This window comes from Streptomyces roseus (genome assembly GCF_001044425.1).
Classification (GTDB): Bacteria; Actinomycetota; Actinomycetes; order Streptomycetales; family Streptomycetaceae; genus Streptomyces; species Streptomyces roseus.
Genome location: NZ_LFML01000022.1, coordinates 1 through 22,623 on the forward strand (window position 1 = coordinate 1; position 22,623 = coordinate 22,623).

At 72.5% G+C, this 22,623-nt stretch carries 21 protein-coding genes and 1 riboswitch; of the genes, 10 read left to right on the plus strand and 11 right to left on the minus strand.

The features are described 5' to 3' along the window. From ACS04_RS06085 to ACS04_RS06095, 3 genes are all read right to left on the minus strand, one after another. On the minus strand, nt 1-403 hold a 403-nt coding region (locus tag ACS04_RS06085), incomplete at its 3' end, for a LytR/AlgR family response regulator transcription factor (RefSeq protein ID WP_048475483.1). 154 nt (nt 404-557) lie between these two features. Beyond that, on the minus strand, nt 558-1,502 hold the full coding sequence (locus tag ACS04_RS06090) for an SCO0930 family lipoprotein (protein ID WP_048475539.1): 945 nt from the start codon (nt 1,500-1,502) through the stop codon (nt 558-560). Nucleotides 1,503-1,626: 124 nt separating this feature from the next. Then, nucleotides 1,627-2,742, minus strand: a complete 1,116-nt coding sequence (locus ACS04_RS06095) for a GDSL-type esterase/lipase family protein (protein ID WP_245236297.1) — start codon at nt 2,740-2,742, stop codon at nt 1,627-1,629. Between the two features lie 333 nt (nt 2,743-3,075). Between ACS04_RS06095 and ACS04_RS06100 the strand changes: the two genes are divergently transcribed. Both ACS04_RS06100 and ACS04_RS06105 read left to right on the plus strand, forming a co-directional pair. Beyond that, the gene (locus ACS04_RS06100; protein ID WP_048475484.1) at nt 3,076-4,548 is read left to right on the plus strand and encodes an amino acid transporter; all 1,473 of its coding nucleotides are present in this window, start codon (nt 3,076-3,078) and stop codon (nt 4,546-4,548) included. 10 nt (nt 4,549-4,558) lie between these two features. Further along, on the plus strand, nt 4,559-5,014 hold the full coding sequence (locus ACS04_RS06105) for an Lrp/AsnC family transcriptional regulator (RefSeq protein WP_007262967.1): 456 nt from the start codon (nt 4,559-4,561) through the stop codon (nt 5,012-5,014). A 47-nt stretch (nt 5,015-5,061) separates the two neighbouring features. Here the strand turns inward: ACS04_RS06105 and ACS04_RS06110 are convergent, their stop codons facing one another. Together ACS04_RS06110 and ACS04_RS06115 are read right to left on the minus strand one after the other, a co-directional pair. After that, nucleotides 5,062-5,364: a WhiB family transcriptional regulator gene (locus tag ACS04_RS06110; RefSeq protein WP_048475485.1), complete on the minus strand. Its 303-nt coding sequence runs from the start codon at nt 5,362-5,364 to the stop codon at nt 5,062-5,064. Between the two features lie 104 nt (nt 5,365-5,468). After that, complete coding sequence (locus ACS04_RS06115) at nt 5,469-6,185, minus strand: GNAT family N-acetyltransferase (protein ID WP_048475486.1); 717 nt, start codon at nt 6,183-6,185, stop codon at nt 5,469-5,471. Nucleotides 6,186-6,630: 445 nt separating this feature from the next. Between ACS04_RS06115 and ACS04_RS06120 the strand changes: the two genes are divergently transcribed. From ACS04_RS06120 to ACS04_RS06130, 3 genes are all read left to right on the plus strand, one after another. After that, a complete protein-coding gene (locus ACS04_RS06120) occupies nt 6,631-7,002 on the plus strand; it encodes a hypothetical protein (protein WP_053080712.1) in 372 nt (123 codons plus the stop codon). A 180-nt stretch (nt 7,003-7,182) separates the two neighbouring features. Beyond that, nucleotides 7,183-7,983 carry a carbon-nitrogen hydrolase family protein gene (locus ACS04_RS06125; RefSeq protein ID WP_048475487.1) on the plus strand — a complete coding sequence of 267 codons (801 nt, stop codon included), beginning with the start codon at nt 7,183-7,185 and terminating at the stop codon, nt 7,981-7,983. A gap of 83 nt (nt 7,984-8,066) precedes the next feature. Continuing rightward, a complete protein-coding gene (locus tag ACS04_RS06130; protein ID WP_048475488.1) occupies nt 8,067-9,764 on the plus strand; it encodes a flavin monoamine oxidase family protein in 1,698 nt (565 codons plus the stop codon). A gap of 68 nt (nt 9,765-9,832) precedes the next feature. Here the strand turns inward: ACS04_RS06130 and ACS04_RS06135 are convergent, their stop codons facing one another. The 3 genes from ACS04_RS06135 to ACS04_RS06145 form a co-directional block, all read right to left on the minus strand. Then, the gene (locus tag ACS04_RS06135) at nt 9,833-10,474 is read right to left on the minus strand and encodes a DUF5995 family protein (protein ID WP_048475489.1); all 642 of its coding nucleotides are present in this window, start codon (nt 10,472-10,474) and stop codon (nt 9,833-9,835) included. Nucleotides 10,475-10,637: 163 nt separating this feature from the next. Then, a complete protein-coding gene (locus ACS04_RS06140) occupies nt 10,638-12,008 on the minus strand; it encodes a uracil-xanthine permease family protein (protein ID WP_048475490.1) in 1,371 nt (456 codons plus the stop codon). A gap of 65 nt (nt 12,009-12,073) precedes the next feature. Then, nucleotides 12,074-13,288, minus strand: coding sequence for an MFS transporter (locus ACS04_RS06145; RefSeq protein WP_048475491.1), 1,215 nt, complete (start codon nt 13,286-13,288; stop codon nt 12,074-12,076). A 55-nt stretch (nt 13,289-13,343) separates the two neighbouring features. Here ACS04_RS06145 and ACS04_RS06150 point away from each other — a divergent pair, with 55 nt between their 5' ends. Beyond that, a complete protein-coding gene (locus ACS04_RS06150; protein ID WP_048475492.1) occupies nt 13,344-14,501 on the plus strand; it encodes an ROK family transcriptional regulator in 1,158 nt (385 codons plus the stop codon). Nucleotides 14,502-14,553: 52 nt separating this feature from the next. Here ACS04_RS06150 and ACS04_RS06155 read toward each other — a convergent pair whose 3' ends face one another. The 3 genes from ACS04_RS06155 to ACS04_RS06160 form a co-directional block, all read right to left on the minus strand. Next, entirely contained in the window at nt 14,554-15,519 is a 966-nt protein-coding gene (locus tag ACS04_RS06155) for a magnesium transporter CorA family protein (protein WP_048475542.1), read from the minus strand. Between the two features lie 17 nt (nt 15,520-15,536). Further along, nucleotides 15,537-15,677: a hypothetical protein gene (locus ACS04_RS38100; RefSeq protein WP_158977192.1), complete on the minus strand. Its 141-nt coding sequence runs from the start codon at nt 15,675-15,677 to the stop codon at nt 15,537-15,539. Between the two features lie 199 nt (nt 15,678-15,876). Beyond that, nucleotides 15,877-18,240 carry a chitinase C-terminal domain-containing protein gene (locus ACS04_RS06160; protein ID WP_048475493.1) on the minus strand — a complete coding sequence of 788 codons (2,364 nt, stop codon included), beginning with the start codon at nt 18,238-18,240 and terminating at the stop codon, nt 15,877-15,879. Between the two features lie 278 nt (nt 18,241-18,518). Next, a riboswitch (FMN riboswitch) is annotated at nt 18,519-18,648 on the plus strand. Nucleotides 18,649-18,882: 234 nt separating this feature from the next. Between ACS04_RS06160 and ribD the strand changes: the two genes are divergently transcribed. From ribD to ACS04_RS06180, 4 genes are read left to right on the plus strand one after another with little or no spacing between them, the layout of a single operon-like run. Continuing rightward, the gene (gene ribD / locus ACS04_RS06165) at nt 18,883-19,992 is read left to right on the plus strand and encodes a bifunctional diaminohydroxyphosphoribosylaminopyrimidine deaminase/5-amino-6-(5-phosphoribosylamino)uracil reductase RibD (RefSeq protein WP_048475543.1); all 1,110 of its coding nucleotides are present in this window, start codon (nt 18,883-18,885) and stop codon (nt 19,990-19,992) included. Beyond that, the gene (locus ACS04_RS06170; protein ID WP_048475494.1) at nt 19,993-20,616 is read left to right on the plus strand and encodes a riboflavin synthase; all 624 of its coding nucleotides are present in this window, start codon (nt 19,993-19,995) and stop codon (nt 20,614-20,616) included. Beyond that, complete coding sequence (locus ACS04_RS06175; protein WP_048475495.1) at nt 20,613-21,266, plus strand: nicotinamide mononucleotide transporter family protein; 654 nt, start codon at nt 20,613-20,615, stop codon at nt 21,264-21,266. The genes ACS04_RS06170 and ACS04_RS06175 overlap by 4 nt, the downstream gene beginning before the upstream one ends. Continuing rightward, nucleotides 21,263-22,561 carry a bifunctional 3,4-dihydroxy-2-butanone-4-phosphate synthase/GTP cyclohydrolase II gene (locus tag ACS04_RS06180; protein ID WP_048475496.1) on the plus strand — a complete coding sequence of 433 codons (1,299 nt, stop codon included), beginning with the start codon at nt 21,263-21,265 and terminating at the stop codon, nt 22,559-22,561. The genes ACS04_RS06175 and ACS04_RS06180 overlap by 4 nt, the downstream gene beginning before the upstream one ends. The last annotated feature ends 62 nt before the right edge of the window (nt 22,562-22,623 follow it).

The window sequence follows — 22,623 nt, forward strand, 5'->3', positions numbered from 1 at the left end:
CTGCGGCGGAGCGGCCCAACTGGGCGCAGGCCCGCCGGACGGCCTCGGCCAGCCGCTCGGGGCGCACGGGCTTGAGGACGTAGTCCACCGCCTTGAGGTCGAAGGCCTGGACGGCGAACCCCTCGTGGGCGGTGACGAACACGATCAGCGGCGGCCGTGCGAACCCCGCCAGCAGCCGGGCGATGTCGAGGCCGGTCAGGCCCGCCATGTGGATGTCGAGGAAGACGACGTCGATGCCGTCGGGGCCCTCGGGGCCGGTCTCCAGGGCCCGGGTTATCCGCCGCAGGGCCTCCGTGGCGTCCGAGGCGCCCTCGGCGCTGAGCACCCGGGGGTCGCAGCGCAGCAGGTAGAGGAGCTCTTCGAGGAGCGGCTTCTCGTCGTCGACGGCCAGTACGCGCAGCATGCGGTGGAGTGTAGGGACGGTGGCGCCGGGGCGAAACGGTGCGCGGCCCGCCTGCCAGGGGGGAGAGGGGGAGGCAGGGGGCCGCGCGGTCCGGAAGTGGGGGGTGAGGGGGAGGAGGGAGGGGAAGGGCCCGGCGGGGAGGGACGGCAGTGGATCAGGAGGTGGTGATCAGCTTGCCGTCGGGGGAGACCGCGTACCAGGTGCCGCCGACGCCCTGGCCGTTGATGTCGCCGGCCTTCTTGTCACCCGTGAAGGTGTAGACGGGCCAGCAGTCGATGGCCTGCTGCTTCTTGCCGTCGGGGCGGTCCAGGACCGAGTAGCCCTTCTCCACGATGCCCTTGGCGTTGGCCTTGTCCACCGGGGGCACCACCGGCCACTTGGCCACGCAGTCGCCGGTGCAGTTGGAGGCCATGGGCCAGGCGGTGTCCTTCTTGAACCGGTACACCGTCATCCCGTTCCCGTCGACGATGTGCTCGCCCAGCTTGGGGTCCTTGGCCACGGTCAGCGCGCCCGTGGCCTGGCCCGCACCGGCCGGCGCGGCGGCCGCCTTCGCGGCCTTCTTGCCGTCGGGGGCGAGGGCGAACCAGGTGCCGCCGACGCCCTGCCCGTTGGTCTCGCCCGCCTTGGTGTCCTTGGCGTACCGGTAGACCGGCCAGCCGGCCACGGTCAGCTGCTTGCTGCCGTCAGTGCGCACGACCTCGCCCAGCAGCGCCGCGTCCATGCCCGCGGCGGCGGTGGCGTCACCGGCCGCGACCGCCGGCCAGGCCTTCGCGCAGTCCCCGTCGCAGTTGGACTTCGGCGGCTTGGCGGTGTCCTTGTCGAAGCGGTAGAGGGTGAGGCCGGCGCTGTCGGTGAGCAGGGCGCCGATCTGCTCGTTCTGGGAGACCGCCAGCTGTCCGGCGCCCTTGGCGTCCGCGGCGCCGCCGGCGCTGCCCGCCCCGTAGTCGGAGCCGTACTCGCCGGCACCGGCGGCGGGAGCCACGGACGCGGCCCCGGCCGGCTTCGCGTTGCCCGCCGTGTCGTCCCCGCCGCAGGCGGTCGCCGTCAGGGCGACGACGACTGCGACGGCGGCCAGGGTGGTTCCGCGCTTGATGCCCATCTTGATCTCTCCCACGTGTGGTGTCTCCGTGCCCGCCGCCCGTTTCCGGTGCGTCGGCAACCGTGCTCAGGACACGCCCTGTCGGGGTCGATCTGTTCAAGCGGATTCCTGTGGGCTGTTTCACTCACCCCGGACCGAACCCGGAGCGCCGCAGAGCCGTGACCACGGCAAGGCCCAACACCTGGTGTCCGGAGTCGTTGGGGTGCAGTCCGTCCGCCAGGTGCTCCGGGCCCAGGAGGTCGCGGCCCGGGAGCAGGGCGAGCCGGTCGTCCCCGGCGGCGATCCGGTCGCGGACCGCCCGCTCCATCGCGTCGCGCAGGGCGCCCAGGGTGGCCCCGAGCCGGTTCGGGGTCCGCTCGGCGTCGGGCCGCAGGACGGGGGAGACCAGCAGCAGCGGGGTCCGCGGATGCCCTTGGCGGACCAGGTCGAGGAAGGCGCGGGTGGTCTCGTACAGGAGCGGTACCGAAAAGGGCACGCGGGACCAGCAGTTGGTGCCGAACGCGAGGGTGATGACATCGGCGGGCAGGCCCGCGATCTGCTCGGCGGTGGCGAGCTCCCCCCGGGCGGCGCCCGCGTACCCGAGGTTGACCGTGTCCCAGCCCAGCGCCCGCCCGGCGACCGCGGGCCAGCCGTGGGCGGGCCGGGTCGACCACCAGCCCTCGGTGATCGAATCGCCGTGCACCACCCAGCGCGGGGCGGGCGGGGCGGGCGCCACCGTGCCGCCGATCCCGCGCAGGCCGAGGATCAGCGGGGACTGCGCCTCCGGCGGGTGGAGGGTGAAGGGTCCGGCCCCGCCGGGCAGTTCGATCCGTACGACGGCCTCGGCGGCCGGCTCCGTCCAGACCTCGCGGACCACACCGTGCCGGTCCCACAGGGCGAAGGCGTGCGCGAGGTCGCGCAGCGCGTCGGTGGGGCCGGGCACGGTCGCCCGGTAGCGGATCTCCACGGCCCGCGCCGCGTGGGCGGTGAACTCCAGACGCACCCCTATCGGGAGCGTGGCCCGCTCCCCGGTGTCCCAGGGCAGCCGCATGGAGTCCTCGGGGTCGGCCCGGACCGGGCGCCCCTCGTCCAGCCAGGCGACCCCGCGCAGGAACGGTCCGGGGTCCAGCCAGTGCGGGGCGCCGTCGCCGTCGGCGGCGACGGCGACGGCCTCCGCGGCGCCGATCGCGCTCGTGGTGCTCGTCGCGTCAGTCGCGTCAGTCGTGGCGTTCGTGGCGTCCATGGCCTTCGCCGCGTTCACGGTGGGCCTCCGATCGTCGGTCCGGGCGGCATGCTGCGGCACATCTGACGAGGTGTCAACGAAGGGGCCCCGGGGACCCTGCGCACTGATCGATCATCCGTGCGCAACGAAGGACCATCCAGGACAGATCCGCGCAACGATCGTGCGGCAATGTGCAAGGATGGTGCATTACGGGCGGTATCTCTCAGCTCGTAGGCTCACTCGCTGTACGTGGAGTGGCGCGGACCGCCTGCTCGGCGGTCCCCCATGCCCAGGCTCCTTTGTCTGTGTCCTGCCCCGGACCGCTGCGGTCGATGCCTCAGTCCCCATCCGCAGTGTCAAAGGAGTCCCCTCGTGCTCGAAACCGGCCAGGCGCCACCGCTCACCTCCGGGCCCCGCAAGCCCGTGAACCCCCTGCTGCGCCGCAAGCCCGTCGAGCAGATGGTCGCCGAGGGCGGCCAGGGCGAGGGCGGCAATCTGCGCCGCTCGCTCACCATGTGGCAGCTGACCATGATCAGCATCGGCGCCACCCTGGGCACCGGCATCTTCGTCGTCCTCGGCGAGGCGGCCCCCAAGGCCGGCCCGGCCGTCACGATCTCCTTCGTCATCGCGGGCCTGACCGCGCTGTTCTCGGCCCTCTCCTACGCGGAGCTGGCCGGCTCGGTGCCGGTCTCCGGCTCCTCGTACTCGTACTCGTACGTGACCATGGGCGAGTTCATCGCCTGGATCTGCGGCTGGTGCCTGGTCCTGGAGTACGCCGTTTCCGTCTCGGCCGTGGCCGTCGGCTGGGGCCAGTACCTGAACGAGCTGCTCGACGGGACCATAGGCGTCACGCTCCCCGAGAAGCTCTCCGCCGCCCCGCTGGGCGAGGGCGGCTGGATCAACCTGCCGTCCCTGGTCGTGGTCCTGCTCGCCATGGTCTTCCTGCTGCGCGGCGCCAAGGAGAGCGCGCGGATCAACACGATCATGGTCGTGGTGAAGATCGTCACGCTGGTGCTCTTCATCGGCATCGGCGTCATGGGCATCAAGTCCGGCAACTACGCCCCGCTGGCCCCGCTCGGCGTCACCGGCATCAGCGCCGCCGCCTCCACCCTCTTCTTCTCCTACATCGGCTTCGACGCCGCCTCCACCGCCGGTGAGGAAGCCAAGAACCCGAAGAAGGACCTGCCCCGCGCGATCATGCTGTCGCTGGGCATCGTCACCGTCCTGTACTGCCTCGTCGCCTTCGTCGCCGTCGGTGCCCTGCCGTGGAAGGACTTCGAGGGCACCGAGGCCGCGCTGGCCCAGATCATGACCAACGTCACCGGTGACAGCTTCTGGGGCGTCGTCCTCGCGGCCGGCGCCGTCGTCGCCATCGCGTCCGTCGTCTTCGCCGTCCTCTACGGACAGACCCGCATCCTCTTCGCGATGTCCCGCGACGGCCTCGTCCCCAAGATCTTCGCCAAGGTCGACGCCAAGACCGGCGCCCCCCGCGCCAACGTGGTCATCGTCTCCCTCTTCTGCGGCGCGCTCGCGGCGTTCATCCCCCTGGGTGAGCTGGCCAACGCGACCAGCATCGGCACGCTCTTCGCCTTCGCCCTCGTCAACATCGCGGTCGTGATCCTGCGCCGCACCAAGCCCGACATGCCGCGCACCTTCAAGGTGGCGCTGTTCCCGGTCACGCCGATCCTGGGCTTCCTCGCCTGCGGCTACATGATGTACAGCCTGCCGGTCGCCACGTGGGTCGCTTTCGGTGTCTGGATGGCCGTCGGCCTCGTGGTCTACTTCCTGTACGGCATCCGCCGCTCCCGACTGGCCACGGCAGAAGTGGCCACAGCAGAAAAGTGATCCACCCGCAGTGCGACTGAACGATCTCGACGAACGCATCGTGCACGCCCTCGCCGAGGACGCCCGCCGCTCCTACGCCGACATCGGCTCCGAGGTCGGACTCTCGGCCCCCGCCGTGAAGCGTCGCGTGGACCGGCTGCGGGCGGAGGGAGCCATCACCGGCTTCACCGTCCGCGTGGACCCCGCCGCCATGGGCTGGGAGACCGAGGGCTTCATCGAGATCTACTGCCGCCACAACACCTCGCCGGACGACATCCGGCGGGGTCTGGAGCGGTACCCCGAGGTGGTGTCCGCGTCGACCGTCACCGGCGACGCGGACGCCCTCGTCCAGGTCTTCGCCTCCGACATGCGGCATTTCGAGCGGGTGCTGGAACGCATCGCGGGCGAGCCGTTCGTGGAGCGCACCAAGTCGGTCCTGGTCCTCTCCCCCCTGCTGCGCCGCTTCACCTCGGGCGCCCCGGCCTGAGCCGTGTCTTCCGGCCCCGGGCCCGCCGTGATCCGAAGGACACGGCCCTAAGCGGACTTTCGCGCCGTGGCGGCGTGTGCCGGGCTCTGCAGGGCGCGGCGCTCCTCTTCCGTCAGCCCGCCCCACACGCCGAACGGCTCGCGGGTCCGCAGGGCGTGCTCCAGGCACGCGGTGCGCACCGGGCAGACCGCGCAGACCCGCTTCGCGGCCTCGTCGCGGTCGTCGCGCTCCTCGCCCCGCTCCCCGGCCGGGTGGTAGAAGCGGCCCGGTCCCAGATTCCGGCAGGCGGCCCGCAGCTGCCACTGCCAGTGGTGGCCGGCGGCGCCGGGCAGGCGTGAGACGTCGTTCATCGCAGGTCCTCTCGGTCCTTTCGTGTGCACGGGATTCCCCGCGTGTGACCGCTGCGCGCGCCGTGAAACGTGCGGGCCCCGTCCCCGGCCCGCGGACTCCGGCGTCAGGCCGTCGTGTCCGGGGTGCGTACGCCCATGAAGACCGGGCGGCGGCGCAGGGTGAAGCCCATCGATTCGTAGAGGGCGATGGCGCCCGTGTTGTCCGCCGCCGCGTGCAGGAACGGGCGGTCGCCCCGCTCCCGGATCCCGGCGGCCACCGCCCGGATCAGCCGGCTCGCGAGCCCCCTGCCCCGGTGGTCCGGGTGCGTGCAGACCGCGCTGATCTCCGACCAGCCGGGCGGGCGCATCCGTTCCCCCGCCATCGCGACGAGCCGGCCCTCGTGCCGGATCCCGAGGTAGGTGCCCAGCTCGACCGTCCGCCGGGCGAAGGGCCCCGGCTTCGTCAGGGCGACCAGCTCCAGCATCTCAGGCACCTCGGCGGGCCCCAGCAGGACCGCCTCCGCCGCGGCCTCGGCCCGTACCGCCCCGCCGTCCAGCTGCACGCCCGGTATCGCGTGCTCCGTCGTCCACCCCGGGGGCGGGGTCGGCAGGCCGGTGATCCACACCGTGGTGCCCGGGCCGGCCAGCGCCGCCAGATCCGCCCAGGACGCCGGGTCCTGCGGGTCCGCGAGCGCGGCGAACGGCGAGATCTCGGCGGCGTACCGGGCCGCCAGCCCCCGGGGCCCGGTTTCGGCGAGGGCGCTGCTCGGGCCGGTCAGCGCGGCCCAGACCGGGTTGTCGAGGACGTGCACGGGCGTGGCCGTATCGGTGTCGGGCGCCATGGGGTGGGGAACTCCTTCCCTCGGGGACGGCAGCACGAGCGCCGCACACCTTCTTGACGGCCCCGCGCACCGCCACGAGACTGCTGGTGACGACGGTCACGAAAGTCAGCGTCCGTCGCGGGCGGGTTTATGCCCCAGGAGTGGGACGGAGTCGGTGGACATGGCCAGGACGGTGGGCGCACGCGTGCGGATCCTCCGTCGCTGGTGGCTGACCCGGCGCCTGCACATCGATCTGCTGCGTGTGCGCAGCGCCTTCCGCGCGAGCGCCTGAACCCTCGTCCCGAACGCCGCGCACGGCCTCCCGGCGGTCCCGCCCGACCGCGGGCCCCGGGCGCTCCACGGCCGCCGCGCCGCGTACGCACCCCCGCACCGCCTCCGTGAACCCGGCCGCGCGCCGCGCCGCCGGGAGGTCCGCCACGCCCTCGCGCCGTCCTCAAGGAGAGTCATGCTGCCCTCGGTCCAGCCCCGAACCGGTCCCGCCCTCGTCCTGCGCGGCCGCATCGGCGCCGGCTTCTCGCCCGTACCGCACCGCTACCGCCTGTACCTGCGCACGGACTGTCCCAGCTCCCTGCGCGTGGCGGCCGCGCTCGCCCGGCTGGGCCTGGAGGACTCCGTCGCCACCACCCTGCTCTCCACGCCCGCCTCGTACGAGGCGCTGCGCCGGGCCTACGAGGCCGCCGGACACTACGACGGCGCGCTGACCGTCCCCGCCCTGTGCGACACCTGGAGCGGCCGCGTCATCGGCAATGACACGGACGATATCCTCGACGACCTGTGGCGGCTGCACGGCCACCCGTCCTTCCGCGCCGACACGTAGCCGCGGGCGGGCCGTGGGCGGGAGGGGATCCCGAAAGGCCTGGCGCAACGAATCGCCGCCGGCCCCGCAAAACGCGCAACGAATCGATGCGCCGAGCGCAACGGTCATGGCTTGTCGGCGTCGAACGGGTGAACGTACCTTCAATAGGACCCACTCCCCTCCTGCCACAGAGGTACGCCCATGCCCCCGCTGCGCACCGCCCTCCTCCAGAGCTCCGGACGGCTCGGCGACACCGCCGGGAACCTGAAGGCGCTCGACGAGGCCGCGCAGCGCGCCGCGCGCGCGGGTGCCGGGCTCCTCGTGACCTCGGAGATGTTCCTGACCGGCTACGCGCTGGAGGTGGAGGAGGTCGCCGCCCTCGCCGAGGCGGCCGACGGCACGTCGGCCCGCGCCATCGGCGACATCGCCCGCCGCCACGGCGTCGCCGTCCTGTACGGCTACCCCGAGCGCGACGGCGACGCCGTGTACAACGCGGCGCAGCTCGTCGGCGCCGACGGGGACCGGCTCGCGAACTACCGCAAGACCCACCTCTTCGGCTGCTTCGAGCAGGACGCCTTCACCCCCGGCGACACCCCCGTCGTCCAGGCGGACCTGAACGGCCTCCGCATCGGCATCATGATCTGCTACGACGTGGAGTTCCCCGAGAACGTCCGGGCGCACGCGCTCGCCGGCACCGACCTCCTCCTGGTGCCGACCGCGCAGATGCATCCGTTCCAGTTCGTGGCCGAACAGCTCGTCCCCGTACGGGCCTTCGAGAACCAGATGTACATCGCGTACGTCAACCGCACCGGTCCGGAAGGCGAGTTCGAGTTCGTCGGACTCAGCTGCCTGGCGAGCCCCGACGGGGTGACCCGCACCCGGGCCGGGCGCGGCGAGGAGCTGGTGATCGGCGAGGCCGATCCCGAGCTGCTGCGCGCGTCGCGCGAGACCAACCCCTACCTGCGCGACCGCCGCCCCGGGCTCTACGCCTCCCTCGTCTGAGCCGACCCGAGCCCGAGCCGAGCCCGGTCCACGCCCCCGCCGGCGCCCTCCCCCTGCCCCACCCCCGCAAGGAGCCGTACCCCATGACGTCCACGGTGCCCACCACCGCCGTCCCGCACAGCGACGGACAGCCGCCGATCACCATGTTCGGCCCGGACTTCCCGTACGCGTACGACGACTTCCTGGCCCACCCCGCGGGCCTGGGCCAGATCCCGGCGACCGAGTTCGGCACCGAGGTCGCGGTCATCGGCGGCGGGCTGTCCGGCATCATCTCCGCGTACGAGCTGATGAAGATGGGCCTCAAGCCCGTCGTCTACGAGGCGGACCAGATCGGCGGCCGGCTGCGCACCGTCGGCTTCGAGGGCGCCGGCACCGAGGGCCTGACGGCGGAGATGGGCGCCATGCGCTTCCCGCCCTCCTCCACCGCGCTCCAGCACTACATCGACCTCGTGGGCCTGGTCACCGAGCCCTTCCCGAACCCGCTCGCCGAGGCCACCCCCTCCACGGTCGTGGACCTCAAGGGCGAGACCCACTACGCCGAGACCATCGCCGACCTCCCGCAGGTCTACCGCGACGTGTCGGCCGCGTGGAACGCCTGCCTCGACGAGGGCGCCGACTTCTCCGACATGAACCAGGCGATGCGCGAGCGGGACGTCCCGCGCATCCGCGAGATCTGGGCCAAGCTCGTCGAGAAGCTCGACGACGAGACCTTCTACGGCTTCCTCTGCAAGTCCGAGGCCTTCCAGTCCTTCCGCAAGCGCGAGATCTTCGGCCAGGTCGGCTTCGGCACGGGCGGCTGGGACACCGACTTCCCGAACTCCATCCTGGAGATCCTGCGTGTCGTCTACACCGAGGCCGACGACCACCACCGCGGCATCGTGGGCGGCTCGCAGCAGCTGCCGCTGCGCCTGTGGGAGCGCGAGCCCGAGAAGATCGTCCACTGGGCGCAGGGCACCTCGCTGTCCTCCCTGCACGGGGGCGCGCCGCGCCCGGCGGTGACCCGCCTGCACCGCACGGCCGGCAACCGCATCACGGTGACCGACGCCGACGGCGACATCCGCACCTACCGTGCCGCGATCTTCACGGCGCAGTCCTGGATGCTGCTGTCGAAGATCGCCTGCGACGACACGCTGTTCCCGATCGACCACTGGACGGCGATCGAGCGCACCCACTACATGGAGTCGTCCAAGCTCTTCATTCCCGTCGACCGGCCGTTCTGGCTGGACAAGGACGAGGGGACGGGCCGCGACGTCATGTCGATGACCCTGACGGACCGCATGACCCGCGGAACGTACCTCCTGGACAACGGCCCGGACCGGCCGGCCACCATCTGTCTCTCGTACACCTGGTGCGACGACAGCCTGAAGTGGCTGCCGCTGTCCGCGAACGAGCGGATGGAGGTCATGCTGAAGTCCCTCGGCGAGATCTACCCCAAGGTCGACATCCGCCGTCACATCATCGGCAACCCGGTGACCGTGTCCTGGGAGAACGAGCCCTACTTCATGGGAGCGTTCAAGGCCAACCTGCCGGGCCACTACCGCTACCAGCGGCGCCTGTTCACCCACTTCATGCAGGACCGCCTCCCCGAGGACAAGCGCGGCATCTTCCTCGCGGGCGACGACATCTCCTGGACGGCGGGCTGGGCCGAAGGCGCGGTCCAGACGGCGCTGAACGCGGTCTGGGGCGTCATGCACCACCTCGGCGGCTCCACGGACTCCACCAACCCCGGCCCGGGCGACGTCTACGACGAGATAGCCCCGGTCGAACTCCCGGAGGACTGACCCGACCGGTCCCTCCGGCCCCCGACCACGGGCCGCCCCCGCGCCACGAGCGCGGCGGCGGCCCGTTCTCAGCTGCGCGGGGTCAGCAGGCAGCGGCCGACCAGGCCCACTCCCGCGTCCAGGGAATCCGTGAACTCCTCGGCCAGTTCGGGGGAGCGGCGCAGGGTCCACAGCAGGCGGGCCGCCGACCAGGCGGCGCCGCGGGCGCGCTCCAGGCTCCAGGAGCCGAGCAGGTGGGTCAGCGGGTCCGCGACCTCCAGCAGGTCCGGGCCCGGCATCAGGTCCTCCCGAATGTGCTCCTCCAGGGCGATCAGGGTGTCGCCGACCCGGTCGAAATCCGCCTCCAGGGCGTGCGGTTCGCAATCCAGGGCCCGGCACGTGGCCACCACCGCCAGTGCCAGGTCGTGCCCGATGTGCGCGTTGATCCCGGCCAGCGCGTGCTGGAGCGGCCGGACCCCGGGGTGGCGGCGGTACTGGAGCAGCGGTCGCCAGCACGCCGGCGCCCGGTCCGCCTCCACGGCCGTCAGGTACCGCTCCGCGAACCGCACGCTGAGCGCCTGCGCCCGCCGCGGCGCCGGGAACTCCCCGTGGGAGATGCGCGCGTGCAGTGTCTCCGTCACCGTCAGGTACACCCGGTTGAAGACGGCGACGCCGTCCCGCTCGGGGAGCCGCTCGTCCAGGGCGCGCATCCGCGCCAGTACCGCTTCCATGGGTGGCAGCGTGGCAGCCGGCGGTGCGGATCCGGGTGACTTGGCCGTGTGCTTCGCCGGTTCGGGCGAACCGGGTCCGGTCGCCGGCCCGGTCGGGGGCGGTCGTCGCGGTCCCCACCGGCCCCGCCCGCGCGACTCGCGCCGCCCCCGCGCCGCCCGCGCCCTACTCGTCGTACGCCGACGTGCCCGCGTCGAGCAGCGGCTCCTGCTGCTTGAGGTGCGCCGGTGCGAAGTACCGCAGCGCGTGGTACCCCGTGATCACCACGATGGTGCCGAGCGCGATGCCGCCCAGCTCGAAGGTGTCCGTGAGGTGCAGCTTCACCCCGCCGATGCCGATGATGATGCCCGCCGCGGCCGGCACCAGGTTCAGTGGATTGCGCAGGTCCACCCCGCCGTTGATCCAGATCTGCGCGCCGAGCAGGCCGATCATCCCGTACAGGATCACGGTGATCCCGCCCAGGACCCCGCCCGGGATCGCGGCGACCACCGCGCCGAACTTCGGGCACAGGCCGAAGAGGAGGGCGAAGCCCGCCGCCGCCCAGTAGGCGGCCGTCGAGTAGACGCGGGTGGCCGCCATCACGCCGATGTTCTCGGAGTACGTGGTGTTGGGCGGGCCGCCCACCGCCGTGGACAGCATCGACGCGGCGCCGTCGGCCGCGATCGCCGTGCCGAGCTCGTCGTCCAGCGGGTCGCCGGTCATCTCGCCGACCGCCTTGATGTGCCCGGCGTTCTCGGCGAGCAGGGCGATCACCACCGGCAGCGCGATCAGGATCGCCGACCACTGGAACTGCGGTGCGTGGAAGGACGGCAGCCCGATCCAGTCGGCCTTGCCGACGCCCGAGAGGTCGAGCCGCCAGTGATCGACGGCCTCCGCCCCGCCCACCGTCGAGTGGATCTTGCCGAAGACCAGGTCGGAGAGCCAGGAGAGGGCGTACCCGAAGACCAGCCCGAGGAAGATCGCGATCCGCGACCAGAAACCGCGCAGGCAGACCACGGCCATCCCCGTGAACAGCATGGTCAGCAGCGCCGTCCACTGGTCCTGCGGCCAGTACGTCGAGGCCGTCACCGGCGCCAGGTTGAAGCCGATCAGCATCACCACCGCGCCCGTCACCACCGGCGGCATCGCCGCGTGGATGATCCGCGCCCCGAAGCGCCGCACGGCGAGCCCCGCCAGGAACAGCGCCGCGCCGACCACGAACACCGCGCCCGTGACGACCGCGCTGTTCCCGCCGCCGGCCCGGATCGCGGCCGCGACGCCCACGAAGGAGAGGGAGCAGCCCAGGTAGGAAGGCACCCGCCCGCGCGTGGCCAGCAGGAAGATGGCCGTCGCCACACCCGACATCATGATCGCCAGGTTCGGGTCCAGGCCCATCAGGACCGGCGCGACGAAGCTGGCCCCGAACATCGCGACGACGTGCTGGGCGCCGAGCCCGGCGGTACGCGGCCACGACAGCCGCTCGTCCGGCCGGACCACCGCGCCGGGGGCGGGGGTCCGCCCGTCTCCGTGCAGGGTCCAGCGCACGCCGAGGCCCATGTTCTCCACCACTTCCGTCGAACCGATCGATCAAGCATCCGGGCCGCAGGGCAGCCGGCGCAATATTACGGCCGGATAGCAGCCGGTTCGTCCAGATCCACCGGTGCGGCCCCTGCCCCCACCGGCTTCGGCCGCAGTACGGCGGCCCCCACCACCAGCGCGAACGCCAGCAGGGTGACCAGCGCGAAGGACACCACGAGCGAGGTCGCGTCCGCCACCGCGCCGATCGCCGACGGCGCGATCAGCCCCGAGGTGTACGTGATCGTCGCGACGCCCGCGATGGCCTGGGCCGGTGCCGGTCCGCTGCGCGCGGCGGCCGCGAAGGCCAGCGGCACCACCACCGCGATGCCGAGCCCGATCAGGGCGAAGCCCGCGATCGCCACGGCCGGCTGCGCGGCCACCACCACGAGCACCCCGCCCGCGGTGGCCAGGACCCCGCCGGCCCGGACCGTGCGCACCGCCCCGAACCGGTCGACCACCCGGTCCCCGACGAGCCGGGCGAGCGCCATCGTGAGCGCGAACGCCGTGGTGCAGGCGGCCGCGAGGCCGGCGTCCGTGTCCAGTACGTCGCGCAGGTAGACGGCGGACCAGTCCATGCTCGCGCCCTCCGCGAAGACCGCGCAGAAACCGATCGCGCCGATCAGCAGCGCGGACTTCGGCGGCAGCGCGAAGTGCGGCGGTGCCTCGGCGCCCGGGGCGCTGCGCAGGTCCAGCACCCCCCGTACCGCGGCCAGCCCGGTCGCGGTCAGCGCGAGGGCGGCGATCAGGTGGTGCAGCCGGGCGTCGGCCCCGGCGTGGGCGGCCAGGGTGCCCGCCGCCGAGCCGATCAGCGCGCCCACGCTCCACATGCCGTGCAGGGAGGACATGATCGAGCGGCCGAGCCGGTTCTCGGTCTCCACGCCCAGCGCGTTCATGGCCACGTCCGCCATCCCGGCGCTCGCTCCGTAGACGAACAGGGCGAAGCACAAGGTGGCCAGGTTCGGGGCGAGGCTCGGCAGGATCAGGGACAGGGTCCACAGCACCAGCAGCCAGCGCAGTGCCGCGCGGGCCCCGAAGCGGTGGTTGATCCGGCCGGCCAGCGGCATCGCGACCGCCGCGCCCAGCGCGGGGAAGGCGAGGGCGAGGCCGAGGGTGCCCGAGCCGAGCCGGGCGTGCTCCTGGATCCAGGGGATGCGGGTGGCGAAGGAGCCGGTGACGGCGCCGTGGGTGCAGAAGACGGCCGCGATGGCGTAGCGGGCATGGCGCAGGCGCGCCGGGCTGAGGTCTGTTTCCCCTGTCATGGGATTAAACTATCAGGGACCCTGCCTGATAGTTAGTGTGGTGGTGCTACCTAAGATGGGCGCCGTGACTCCTGCCAAGGCCCTGACCGCCGCCGCCCCGTCGCCCGCGTCGCCGAGCACGGCACGGGCCATCAACGACCGGCTCGCCCTGCGACTCCTCCAGGAGGAGGGGCCCCTGACCGCCACTCAGCTCAAGGCGATGACCGGCCTCTCCCGCCCCTCGGTCGCCGACCTCGTGGAGCGGCTCTCCGGCGCCGGGCTGATCGAGGTGGTGGGGGAGTCGGGCGAGCAGCGGCGCGGACCCAATGCCCGGCTGTACGGGATCGTGGCCCGCCGCGCGTACCTGGCGGCCCTGGACGTACGGACGGACAGCGCGACGGCGGTGGTCACCGACCTGCTGGGCCGCCCGCTGGCCCAGGCCGGGCTCCCCGTGGACGCCGTGGACGAGGCGGTGGACCTGCTGGAGGCGGTGGGGCGGGAGGCCGGCGCCGACCGGCTGCACACGGTGGTGGTCGGCGCGCCGGGGCTGGTGGCCGAGGCAGGGGAACTGCGCAGCACCGCCGGACTGCCCGCCTGGCACCGGAACCTGGTGGCGGCCCTGCGGCGGCGGCTGCCGGCCGAGGTGGCGGTGGAGAACGAGACGAACCTGGCCGCGCTCGCCGAACAGCGGGTCGGCGCGGCCCGGGACCTGGACTCCTTCGTCCTGCTGTGGCTGGGCACGGGCGTGGGCGCGGCGGTGGTCCTGGACGGCCGGCTGCGCCGCGGTGCCTCCGGCGGGGCCGGGGAGATCGGCTTCCTGCCGGTGCCTGGCACGGGGCGGCTGCCCTCGGCCACGGACTGCGAGGGCGGGTTCCACGCGCTGGTGGGCCGGGACGCGGTGGCGGCGCTGGCGGCGGAGCACGGGTGGCCGGGGCCGGTGGAGGAGGCGGTGTCGGGCGCGGCGGGTGAGCCCTTCCTCGACTCCCTGGCGGAGCGGCTGGCGCTGGGCGCGGCGGCCGTCGCGGCGGTCCTGGACCCGGGCTGCCTGGTCCTCGCGGGGGGACTGGGCCATGCGGGCGGCGCCGCCCTCGCCTCGGCGGTGGCCCGCCGCCTGACGACGCTGACCCCGGTCCCGATGGAGGTCCGGGCCACCGCCCTCGGTGATTCGGCGGTCCTGACGGGAGCGAGGCTCGCCGCCCGCGAAGCCGCCCAGGCGGACCTCTTCGCACCCTGAGCCGGGCCGGTGCGGTCCGGCCCCGGCCCGCGCCGGCCCGGCCCCCGGCGCCCTACTCGTCGTCGACGCTCTCGTCGTGGAGGCGGCGCCAGATGCGGGTGCGGTGCAGCACGTAGAGCGCGCCCGCCAGGAAGAGCACCTGGAGGCCCACGGCGAGCACCCAGAAGATGGACCTGCTCTCCAGCTCGTCCGTCAGGTACGCGAAGTTCATGCCGAAGAACCCCGTCAGGAAGCTCAGCGGCAGGAAGATCGTGGACACGATCGCCAGCCGGTTGATCACCCCGTTCTGCTCCCCTGACACCAGCGAGGAGTAGGTGCCGAAGCCCCGCCGGGCCGCCTCCTGGAGCGCCTCGATGTCCGTCAGCACCAGCCTCGACAGGCGCTGGTACTCAGAGGCGATCCGCTGGCGCTCCTGCGGGAAGTTGCGGTTCAGCACCCGGCGCGTGATGACCTCCTCCGCCGCCTGGTGGAAGGGCAGGAGCGTGTGGTGCAGCAGGGCCGAGGTACGGCGCAGCCGCGCCAGGCTGTACAGCTGCTCGGGCTCGCGCTGCCGGAACATCCCGTCCTCCAGGTCCTCCACTTCCAGCAGGGCCTGAACGGCGGAGCGCCGGTAGGTCTCCAGCGCCTCGCCCAGCAGCAGGAACAGCGTCGCCACGGCGTCGGGGGGCCGCTCGTGCGGGATCCGGGCGATCAGGTTCTCCACCACCTCGGCCGGCCCCCGGTGCACCGTGAGCAGGTACCGCTCGGTGGCCACGACGTGCAGACGGACGACCTGGCCCGCCTCGAACGCGGGGACGACGAACGCGGCGGCGTCACCGAGGAACTCGGCGCGGACCGTCTCCTCCTCCCGGCCGAGCCACGACAGGTCCTCGGCCTCCAGGCCGAGCAGGTGGGCGATCGCCGGCTCCCCGGACGGCGCCTCCTCGGGGAGCTGGACGTCCACGAAGAGGAAACCGGATTCCGCGAGGCGCTCACGGGCCTCGTCCACGGGGGCGCGCCGCACGGAGCCCTCCGGCATGGACACCACCGAAACGATCATCCCCCGGCCGCCGGTGCCCGGCCCGCCGCGCCCGGGCGGGTGACGACCCCGACCGGCCCGCCGAGGTTTCCGGTGCCCGCGGTGGCCGCGGTGCCTGCGGTGCCCGCGGTGCCTCCGGTGACGAGAATCGTGCTCATGGTGTCCGTTCCTCCCCTGAAGGGCTGCGTCCACCGGCTGCGCCCGGACAGCCCCAGGGAATGTGACAGCTGCCGCTGAGGGAATTCCAGCTTCTCCGGATCGGCCGCGCTCCGCACCCCGCGGCCGCACGTGCGAGGACCCGGTGGCCGCCGGGCCACCGGGTCCTCACGTTCGTTCACCTGCGGCACTCAGGCGGTGTCAGCAGGCGCCCTGGTCCTTCCAGACGCCCCAGTCACCGGTGGTGCCGGGCTCCTCGTTCTGCGTCCACCACTGGGCCTTCCAGTTGTGGCCCTTGTGCGAGACGACCTGGCCGCCCGTGTACACGCTGCCCGCGACGTACGCCGGGTTCGTGCAGGTCCCGCCCGGCGGGGTGGTCGGCGGGGTGGTGGGCGGCGTGGTCGGCGGGGTCGTGGGCGGGGTGGTCGGCGGGATCGTCGGGCCCCCCGGCTCGACGAGCGCCGTACCGCGCGCCAGGTCACCGGCGAGGGCGTACGTGGTGCCGGAGATGTTCACCGTCCAGTTGGAGGGCGTGGAGACCGGCAGGTAGTAGTTGAACGCCAGGTCCACCGAGGCACCGGGAGCCAGGGTCTGCCACGCCGGCAGCTTCAGCGAGACCCGCTGGAAGTCGCCCTTCAGCCCGCCGACGTTGCTGCCGGTGTGGCCGCTGGTGATCACCTTGGTGCCGAAACCGGACTGGTCGGAGGCGTTGTCCGGGGCCGAGGTCCCGTAGTCGAACTGGAACTCGGTGCCGCCGGGCAGCGTGGTCTTCGTGTTGTTGGTGATCTTCAGCTTCGGGGTGATCGGGTAGTTGGAGTCGCCCAGCTTGAACTCGCCGAACTCGGTCTTGATGTCCACGGCCCGGGTGGGCAGGGCGGTCGCGCCCGCCTTCTTCGCACCGTACGGCGCGGCCGACTTGAACTTCTCGTACATCAGCGAGGTGAGCGTGTCGCCCATCTCGTACTGGCCCTTGGCGGCGTTGTACCCGTAGTCGCCCGCCAGCTCCCAGACCATCGTGCCGCCGATGCCCTTGGCCGCCACGTAGTCGGCCTTGGCGGCGACGGACTGCTCGTCCTCCGTCGACAGGAAGACCTTCTTCTGCGCGTTCCACAGCCACGGCGCCACCAGCGCGGAGTCGTACTTGCGGGCGTAGGTGCCGGTCAGCGTGGTGTTCGCCGGGAATCCGTACTTCGTGACGTAGTCGCCGACGACGCCCTTCTCCAGGTTCTTGGCGTGCCACATCGGGTTGGATCCCGCCGGGGACTCGACCCCGTTGGCGTCCAGGTCGTGCCACAGGTTGTCGATGCCGACCGCGCCGTCACCGCACTTGGTCAGCCCCGCCCCGGCGGGGCAGGTGGTCGCCGGCGCCTTGCCCCACAGGCCGTCCGTGCCGCCCTGCACGTTCTTGAAGCCGCGGGTGTAGTACGGCAGGCCCATGTTGATGCGGCCGGCCGGCATGGAGCCGCGGAAGTAGTGGTAGGCCCAGTCGGAGTTCAGGTAGCCGATGCCGCCGTACTGGGAGGTGGAGTAGACGCCGGCGGCGGCCAGTTCGCCGTCCTTGCCGTCGTCGAAGAGCGAGGCGTTCGGGCCGACGTACTCGTTCCAGGCGCCGTGCAGGTCGTAGGACATGATGTTGACGTAGTCCAGGTACTTCTGCATCTGGAACGTCTCCATGCCCCGCAGCAGGTAGCCGGAGGAGGGGGCGGCGACGGAGAGCAGGTAGTGCTTGCCGTCGGCGGCGCCCGCGCGGTCGAGCTTCTCGCGCAGCGACTTCATCAGGACGGCGTAGCCCTGGACCAGGCCGGCCCGGCGGGCGTTGGAGAGCTGCCAGTCCAGCGGGTTGCCGGCGTCCTTCATCGTGGTCGGGTACTCGTAGTCGATGTCGACGCCGTTGAACCCGTACTTGCGGATGAACGCGACGGAGGAGTCCGCGAAGGTGTCGATCCCGGCCTGGTTGACCGAGCCGTCGGCGTTGGTGGCCATCGAGTAGAAGCCGCCGGACGCGACGCGGTTGCCGTCGTCGCCGAAGTAGCCGCCGGTCTCGGCCCAGCCGCCGACCGAGATCAGCGTCTTGACGTTCGGGTACTGCTTCTTGAATTTGTTCAGCAGGTTGAAGTGGCCCTTGTACGGGAGGGCCGGGTCCATCTCGGCGCCCGCCACCCCCGGCCAGGTCATCCCGGTGGCGGCGTTGTTCGCGTTGTCGGCGCCGACCGAGATCTTGTTGTCGGAGCCCACGTGGGCGAAGGCGTAGTTCAGGTGGGTGACCTTGGACCACGGGACGTTGTTGGCGAGGTAGGCGGGAGTGCCGTCCTTGCCCGTCCGCCAGCCGGTGAAGTATCCGATGACGCGGCGCTGGTGGTCGGCGCCCATCTTCTCGCGGCCCTCGGAGTCGTAGACCGAGCAGTACGGGACGTCGACTCCGGCCGTCTTGTACAGCCCGTCGGGGCGACAGCTCTCGTTGTCGGCGGCGTGGGAAACGCCCGCCGAGAGCCCACCGACCAGCAGTCCGGCGATCGCCGCGCCGGATGCCAGCAGCATCGCTCTCGTACGTGTGGGGGACGGCATGGTGCCTCCTGGGGAGGGGAGGATGGCGGGCACAAAAGGACACAACAGGCGGAGAATTGGTGCGTGTCGGCCCGCGACGTGCGCACATCTGACGGGCTGTCTCCCGGGGAAGATGAAGGGAACGTTAAGAGGACTAGACCAACCCGTCAATAGGTCTGGACCAATCACGGCGCAACCTGACGGACTCCGGCGCGAGCGCCCCCTTGTGACCCAGGCCACAGCGCCTCGCTCGCATGGCCGACGATCGACCGTGGCAAACTGGCAGCAGTACCAGTAAGCAGCGCACTCCGGGGTCGGTGTAATTCCGAACCGGCGGTATAGTCCGCGACCCGTCCGCAGCCAGCGGCCGGTTGACCAGGTGAAATTCCTGGACCGACGGTGAAAGTCCGGATGGGAGGCAGTGCGCGGCGGGCCAGTCACCGGTACGCCGCCGTCGGCGGTTCACTCGGCGCATCCCCGCGGATGCGTCCGGACGGACCGAATTTCGGCCTCGGCGTCCCCGCGTGTGCTGTACCGCTTCATCTGTCGTATCCCGACAGGCCCCGGAGTCCGTGCCCGATGAGGCAGGAGGACCCGGTGGCGAACCACGCCGCGCACGCACCGCACGCCGCCTTCGGTGAGGCCGCGACCCCCGTCGACGCCATGGCCGCCGCCGACGCGCGGGCCATGCGCCGCGCCATCGCGCTCGCCGCCCGCGGCCTCGGCTCCACCAGCCCGAACCCGGTCGTCGGCTGCGTCATCACCGACGCCGCGGGCACCGTCGTCGGTGAGGGCTGGCACCAGCGGGCCGGCGGCCCGCACGCTGAGGTCCACGCCCTGCGCGCCGCCGGGGAGGCGGCCCGCGGCGCCACCGCGTACGTCACCCTCGAACCCTGCAACCACACCGGTCGCACGGGCCCCTGCGCCCAGGCGCTCGTCGAGGCCGGCGTCACCCGCGTGGTCTACGCCGTCCCCGACCCGAACCCGCAGGCCAGCGGCGGCGCCGACACCCTGCGCGCCGCCGGGATCAAGGCCGAGGGCCCCTTCCTGGAGGCCGAGGCCGCCGCCGGCAACGCCGCCTGGCTCACCTCCGTGCGCCTGGGCCGCCCGCACGTGACCTGGAAGTACGCCGCCACCCTCGACGGCCGCAGCGCCGCCGAGGACGGCAGCAGCCGCTGGATCACCGGCCCGGAGTCCCGCGCCGACGTCCACCGGCTGCGCGCCGAGTCCGACGCCGTCCTGGTCGGCGGCGGCACCCTGCGCGCCGACGACCCGCACCTGGCCGTCCGCGGCGTCGAAGGTGCCACCCAGCCCCTGCGCGTCGCCCTCGACACCCGCGCCGCGATCCTGCCGACCGCCCGCATCCTCGACGACGCCGCGCCCACCCTGCTCGTCGTCGCAGAGGACGCCGACACCCGGCACCTGCCCGGCGCCGATCTGCTGCGGCTGCCCCTGCACGACGGCCGCATCGCCGTCCACGACCTGCTCGCACGGCTGCACGCCCGCGGCGTGCGCTCCGTCTTCCTGGAAGGCGGCCCCACCCTGGCGGGGGCCTTCCTCGAAGCCGGAGCCGTCGACCGCGTCATCGGCTACCTCGCCCCGGCCCTCCTCGGCTCCGGCCCCGCCGCCCTCGCCGACGCCGGCATCACGAACATCGCCCGCGCGGTACGCCTCGACATCACCGAGGCCGTCCGCGTCGGCGCCGATCTGCGCATCACCGCCGTACCCGTGTCCGAAGCCGTCCCCACCCCCACCGCCCCCAAGGAGCACTGAGTGTTCACCGGAATCGTCGAAGAACTGGGCGAGGTCACCGCCGTCGAGGAGCTCTCCGAGGCCTCCCGCTTCCGCCTGCGCGGACCCGTCGTCACCGACGGCGCCAAGCACGGCGACTCCATCGCCGTCAACGGCGTCTGCCTGACCGTCGTGGAGACCGGCGACGGCGAGTTCACCGCCGACGTCATGCAGGAGACCCTCGACCGCTCCAGCCTCGGCGCCCTCCACGCGGGCTCCCGGGTCAACCTGGAGCGCCCGATGGCCCTCGGCGGACGGCTCGGCGGGCACCTGGTCCAGGGGCACGTGGACGGAACCGGCGAGATCCTGTCCAGGACGCCCTCCGAGCACTGGGAGATCGTCAAGGTCTCGCTCCCGCCGAAACTGGCCCGCTACGTCGTGGAAAAGGGCTCCATCACGGTGGACGGCGTCAGCCTCACCGTGGTCGAGGCCGCCGCGGACTGGTTCACCATCAGCCTCATCCCCACCACCCTCGCGCTGACCACGCTCGGCCTGAAGAAGCCCGGCGACCCGGTCAACCTCGAAGTCGACGTCCTCGCCAAGTACGTCGAGCGCCTGCTCGCCGCCGGAGTGGACCCGCTGACCGCCAAGGAGGACCAGCCGTGACCGCCCTGACCTGGCTCAACGCGGAGGCCTTCACGGTCTTCGGCCAGAAGGTCATCTGGTCCGACATGATCGGCAACCTGATGGGCCTGGCGGCCCTCGCCCTCGGCTGGCGCCGCTCCATATGGACCTGGCCCGCCCAGCTCCTGTCCGGCCTGATCCTCATCGCCGCGTACGCCTCCGCCCACCTCGCCGGCGGCGTCGGCAAGCAGCTCCTCGTCATCGGCGTGGCGGCCTGGGGCTGGAACGCCTGGCAGCGCGGCCGCCGCCAGGCCCAGGACGGCACCCTGGCGGTGCGCACCGCCACCTGGACGGAGCGCGGACTGCTCCTGGGCGGGGCGGCCCTCGGAACCCTCGCCGTCGGCGGCCTGTTCACGCTCTTCCCGAACCTGTCGTGGAGCCCGTGGGCCGACGCCTACATCTTCGTCGGCACGATCGTCGCGATGGTCGCCCAGGCCCGCGGCCTCGTCGAGTTCTGGTTCGCCTGGCTCCTCGTCGACCTGGTCGGCGTCCCGCTCGCCTTCACCAACGGACTGGCCTTCTCGGGTCTCGTCTACGTCGTCTACTTCGCGCTCGTCCTGTGGGGCGCCCACGACTGGTACCAGCGTTCGCGCACCACCCCCGCCCCGGCCCTCGAAGGAGCAACGGCATGACCACCCTCAAGCCCGTGCCCGACATCGACGCCGTCCTCGACGCCGTTTTCCGGCTCGACCCGGTCGAACAGGCCATCCGCGACATCGCGGCCGGCCGGCCGGTCGTCGTCGTCGACGACGAGGACCGCGAGAACGAGGGCGACCTCGTCATCGCCGCCGAGAAGGCCACCCCCGAGATCGTCGCGTTCATGATGAGCGAGTGCCGCGGCCTGATCTGCGCCCCCATGGAGGGCCCCGAGCTGGAGCGGCTCGAACTGCCCCAGATGGTCCAGCACAACACCGAGTCGATGCAGACCGCCTTCACGGTCTCCGTCGACGCGAGCGCCGCCCACGGCGTCACCACCGGCATCTCGGCCGCCGACCGCTCCACCACCCTGCGGATGCTCGCCGACGGGGTCTCGGGCCCCTCGGACTTCGTACGCCCGGGCCACGTCTTCCCGCTGCGCGCCAAGCCCGGCGGGGTCCTGGTGCGCAACGGCCACACCGAGGCCGCCGTCGACCTCGCCCGCCTGGCGGGCCTGCGCCCCGTCGGCGCGATCGTGGAGATCGCCGGCGAGGACGGCGTCATGCTGCGCCTGCCCGAGCTGATCCCCTTCGCCCGCAAGCACGGACTGACGATCATCTCCATCGAGGACCTGATCGCCTACCGCCGCTCGGCCGAGCCGACCGTCCGCCGCGAGGCCACGGTCACCCTGCCGACCGCCCACGGGGACTTCACGGCCCACGGCTTCCGCTCCACCGTCGACGGCGTCGAGCACGTGGCCCTCGTCCACGGCGAGATCGGCGACGGCCAGGACGTGGTGGTCAGAATGCACTCCGAGTGCCTGACCGGCGACATCTTCCACTCCCTGCGCTGCGACTGCGGCCCCCAGCTCCACGCGTCCATGGCCCGCATCAAGGAGGAGGGCCGCGGAGTCGTCGTCTACCTGCGCGGTCACGAGGGCCGCGGCATCGGGCTGGTCTCCAAGCTGCGCGCGTACGAGCTCCAGGAGCGCGGCCGCGACACCCTCGACGCCAACCTGGAGCTCGGCCTGCCGGCCGACGCCCGCGACTACGCCGCCGGCGCGCAGATCCTCGCCGACCTCGGCGTCAGGAGCGTGCGGCTGCTCACCAACAACCCCGACAAGTCCGCCGCCCTCGAACGGTACGGCATCGCGGTCAACGACCGGGTGGCCATGCCGACGGAGGCGGGCGAGCACAATCTGCGGTACCTGCGCACCAAGCGGGACCGGATGGGCCACGACCTGCCCTGGCTCGAGCAGACCGTGACCCCCTCCGCCTGCGGCAACCAGTGACCGACCGGTAAGCACCACCAGCACCACCACCACCGACGCACACCACACACCACACACACCCC

Bases quoted from the DNA above. Each gene is read 5' to 3' on its own strand.
- ACS04_RS06090 (WP_048475539.1), bottom strand. From the start codon at position 1,502: ATGGGCATCAAGCGCGGAACCACCCTGGCCGCCGTCGCAGTCGTCGTC.
- ACS04_RS06110 (WP_048475485.1), bottom strand. From the start codon at position 5,364: ATGAACGACGTCTCACGCCTGCCCGGCGCCGCCGGCCACCACTGGCAG.
- ACS04_RS06115 (WP_048475486.1), bottom strand. From the start codon at position 6,185: ATGGCGCCCGACACCGATACGGCCACGCCCGTGCACGTCCTCGACAAC.
- ACS04_RS06120 (WP_053080712.1), top strand. From the start codon at position 6,631: ATGCTGCCCTCGGTCCAGCCCCGAACCGGTCCCGCCCTCGTCCTGCGC.
- ACS04_RS06125 (WP_048475487.1), top strand. From the start codon at position 7,183: ATGCCCCCGCTGCGCACCGCCCTCCTCCAGAGCTCCGGACGGCTCGGC.
- ACS04_RS06130 (WP_048475488.1), top strand. From the start codon at position 8,067: ATGACGTCCACGGTGCCCACCACCGCCGTCCCGCACAGCGACGGACAG.
- ACS04_RS06135 (WP_048475489.1), bottom strand. From the start codon at position 10,474: ATGGAAGCGGTACTGGCGCGGATGCGCGCCCTGGACGAGCGGCTCCCC.
- ACS04_RS06140 (WP_048475490.1), bottom strand. From the start codon at position 12,008: ATGGGCCTCGGCGTGCGCTGGACCCTGCACGGAGACGGGCGGACCCCC.
- ACS04_RS06145 (WP_048475491.1), bottom strand. From the start codon at position 13,288: ATGACAGGGGAAACAGACCTCAGCCCGGCGCGCCTGCGCCATGCCCGC.
- ACS04_RS06150 (WP_048475492.1), top strand. From the start codon at position 13,344: ATGGGCGCCGTGACTCCTGCCAAGGCCCTGACCGCCGCCGCCCCGTCG.
- ACS04_RS06155 (WP_048475542.1), bottom strand. From the start codon at position 15,519: ATGCCGGAGGGCTCCGTGCGGCGCGCCCCCGTGGACGAGGCCCGTGAG.
- ACS04_RS38100 (WP_158977192.1), bottom strand. From the start codon at position 15,677: ATGAGCACGATTCTCGTCACCGGAGGCACCGCGGGCACCGCAGGCACC.
- ACS04_RS06160 (WP_048475493.1), bottom strand. From the start codon at position 18,240: ATGCCGTCCCCCACACGTACGAGAGCGATGCTGCTGGCATCCGGCGCG.
- ribD (WP_048475543.1), top strand. From the start codon at position 18,883: ATGGCCGCCGCCGACGCGCGGGCCATGCGCCGCGCCATCGCGCTCGCC.
- ACS04_RS06180 (WP_048475496.1), top strand. From the start codon at position 21,263: ATGACCACCCTCAAGCCCGTGCCCGACATCGACGCCGTCCTCGACGCC.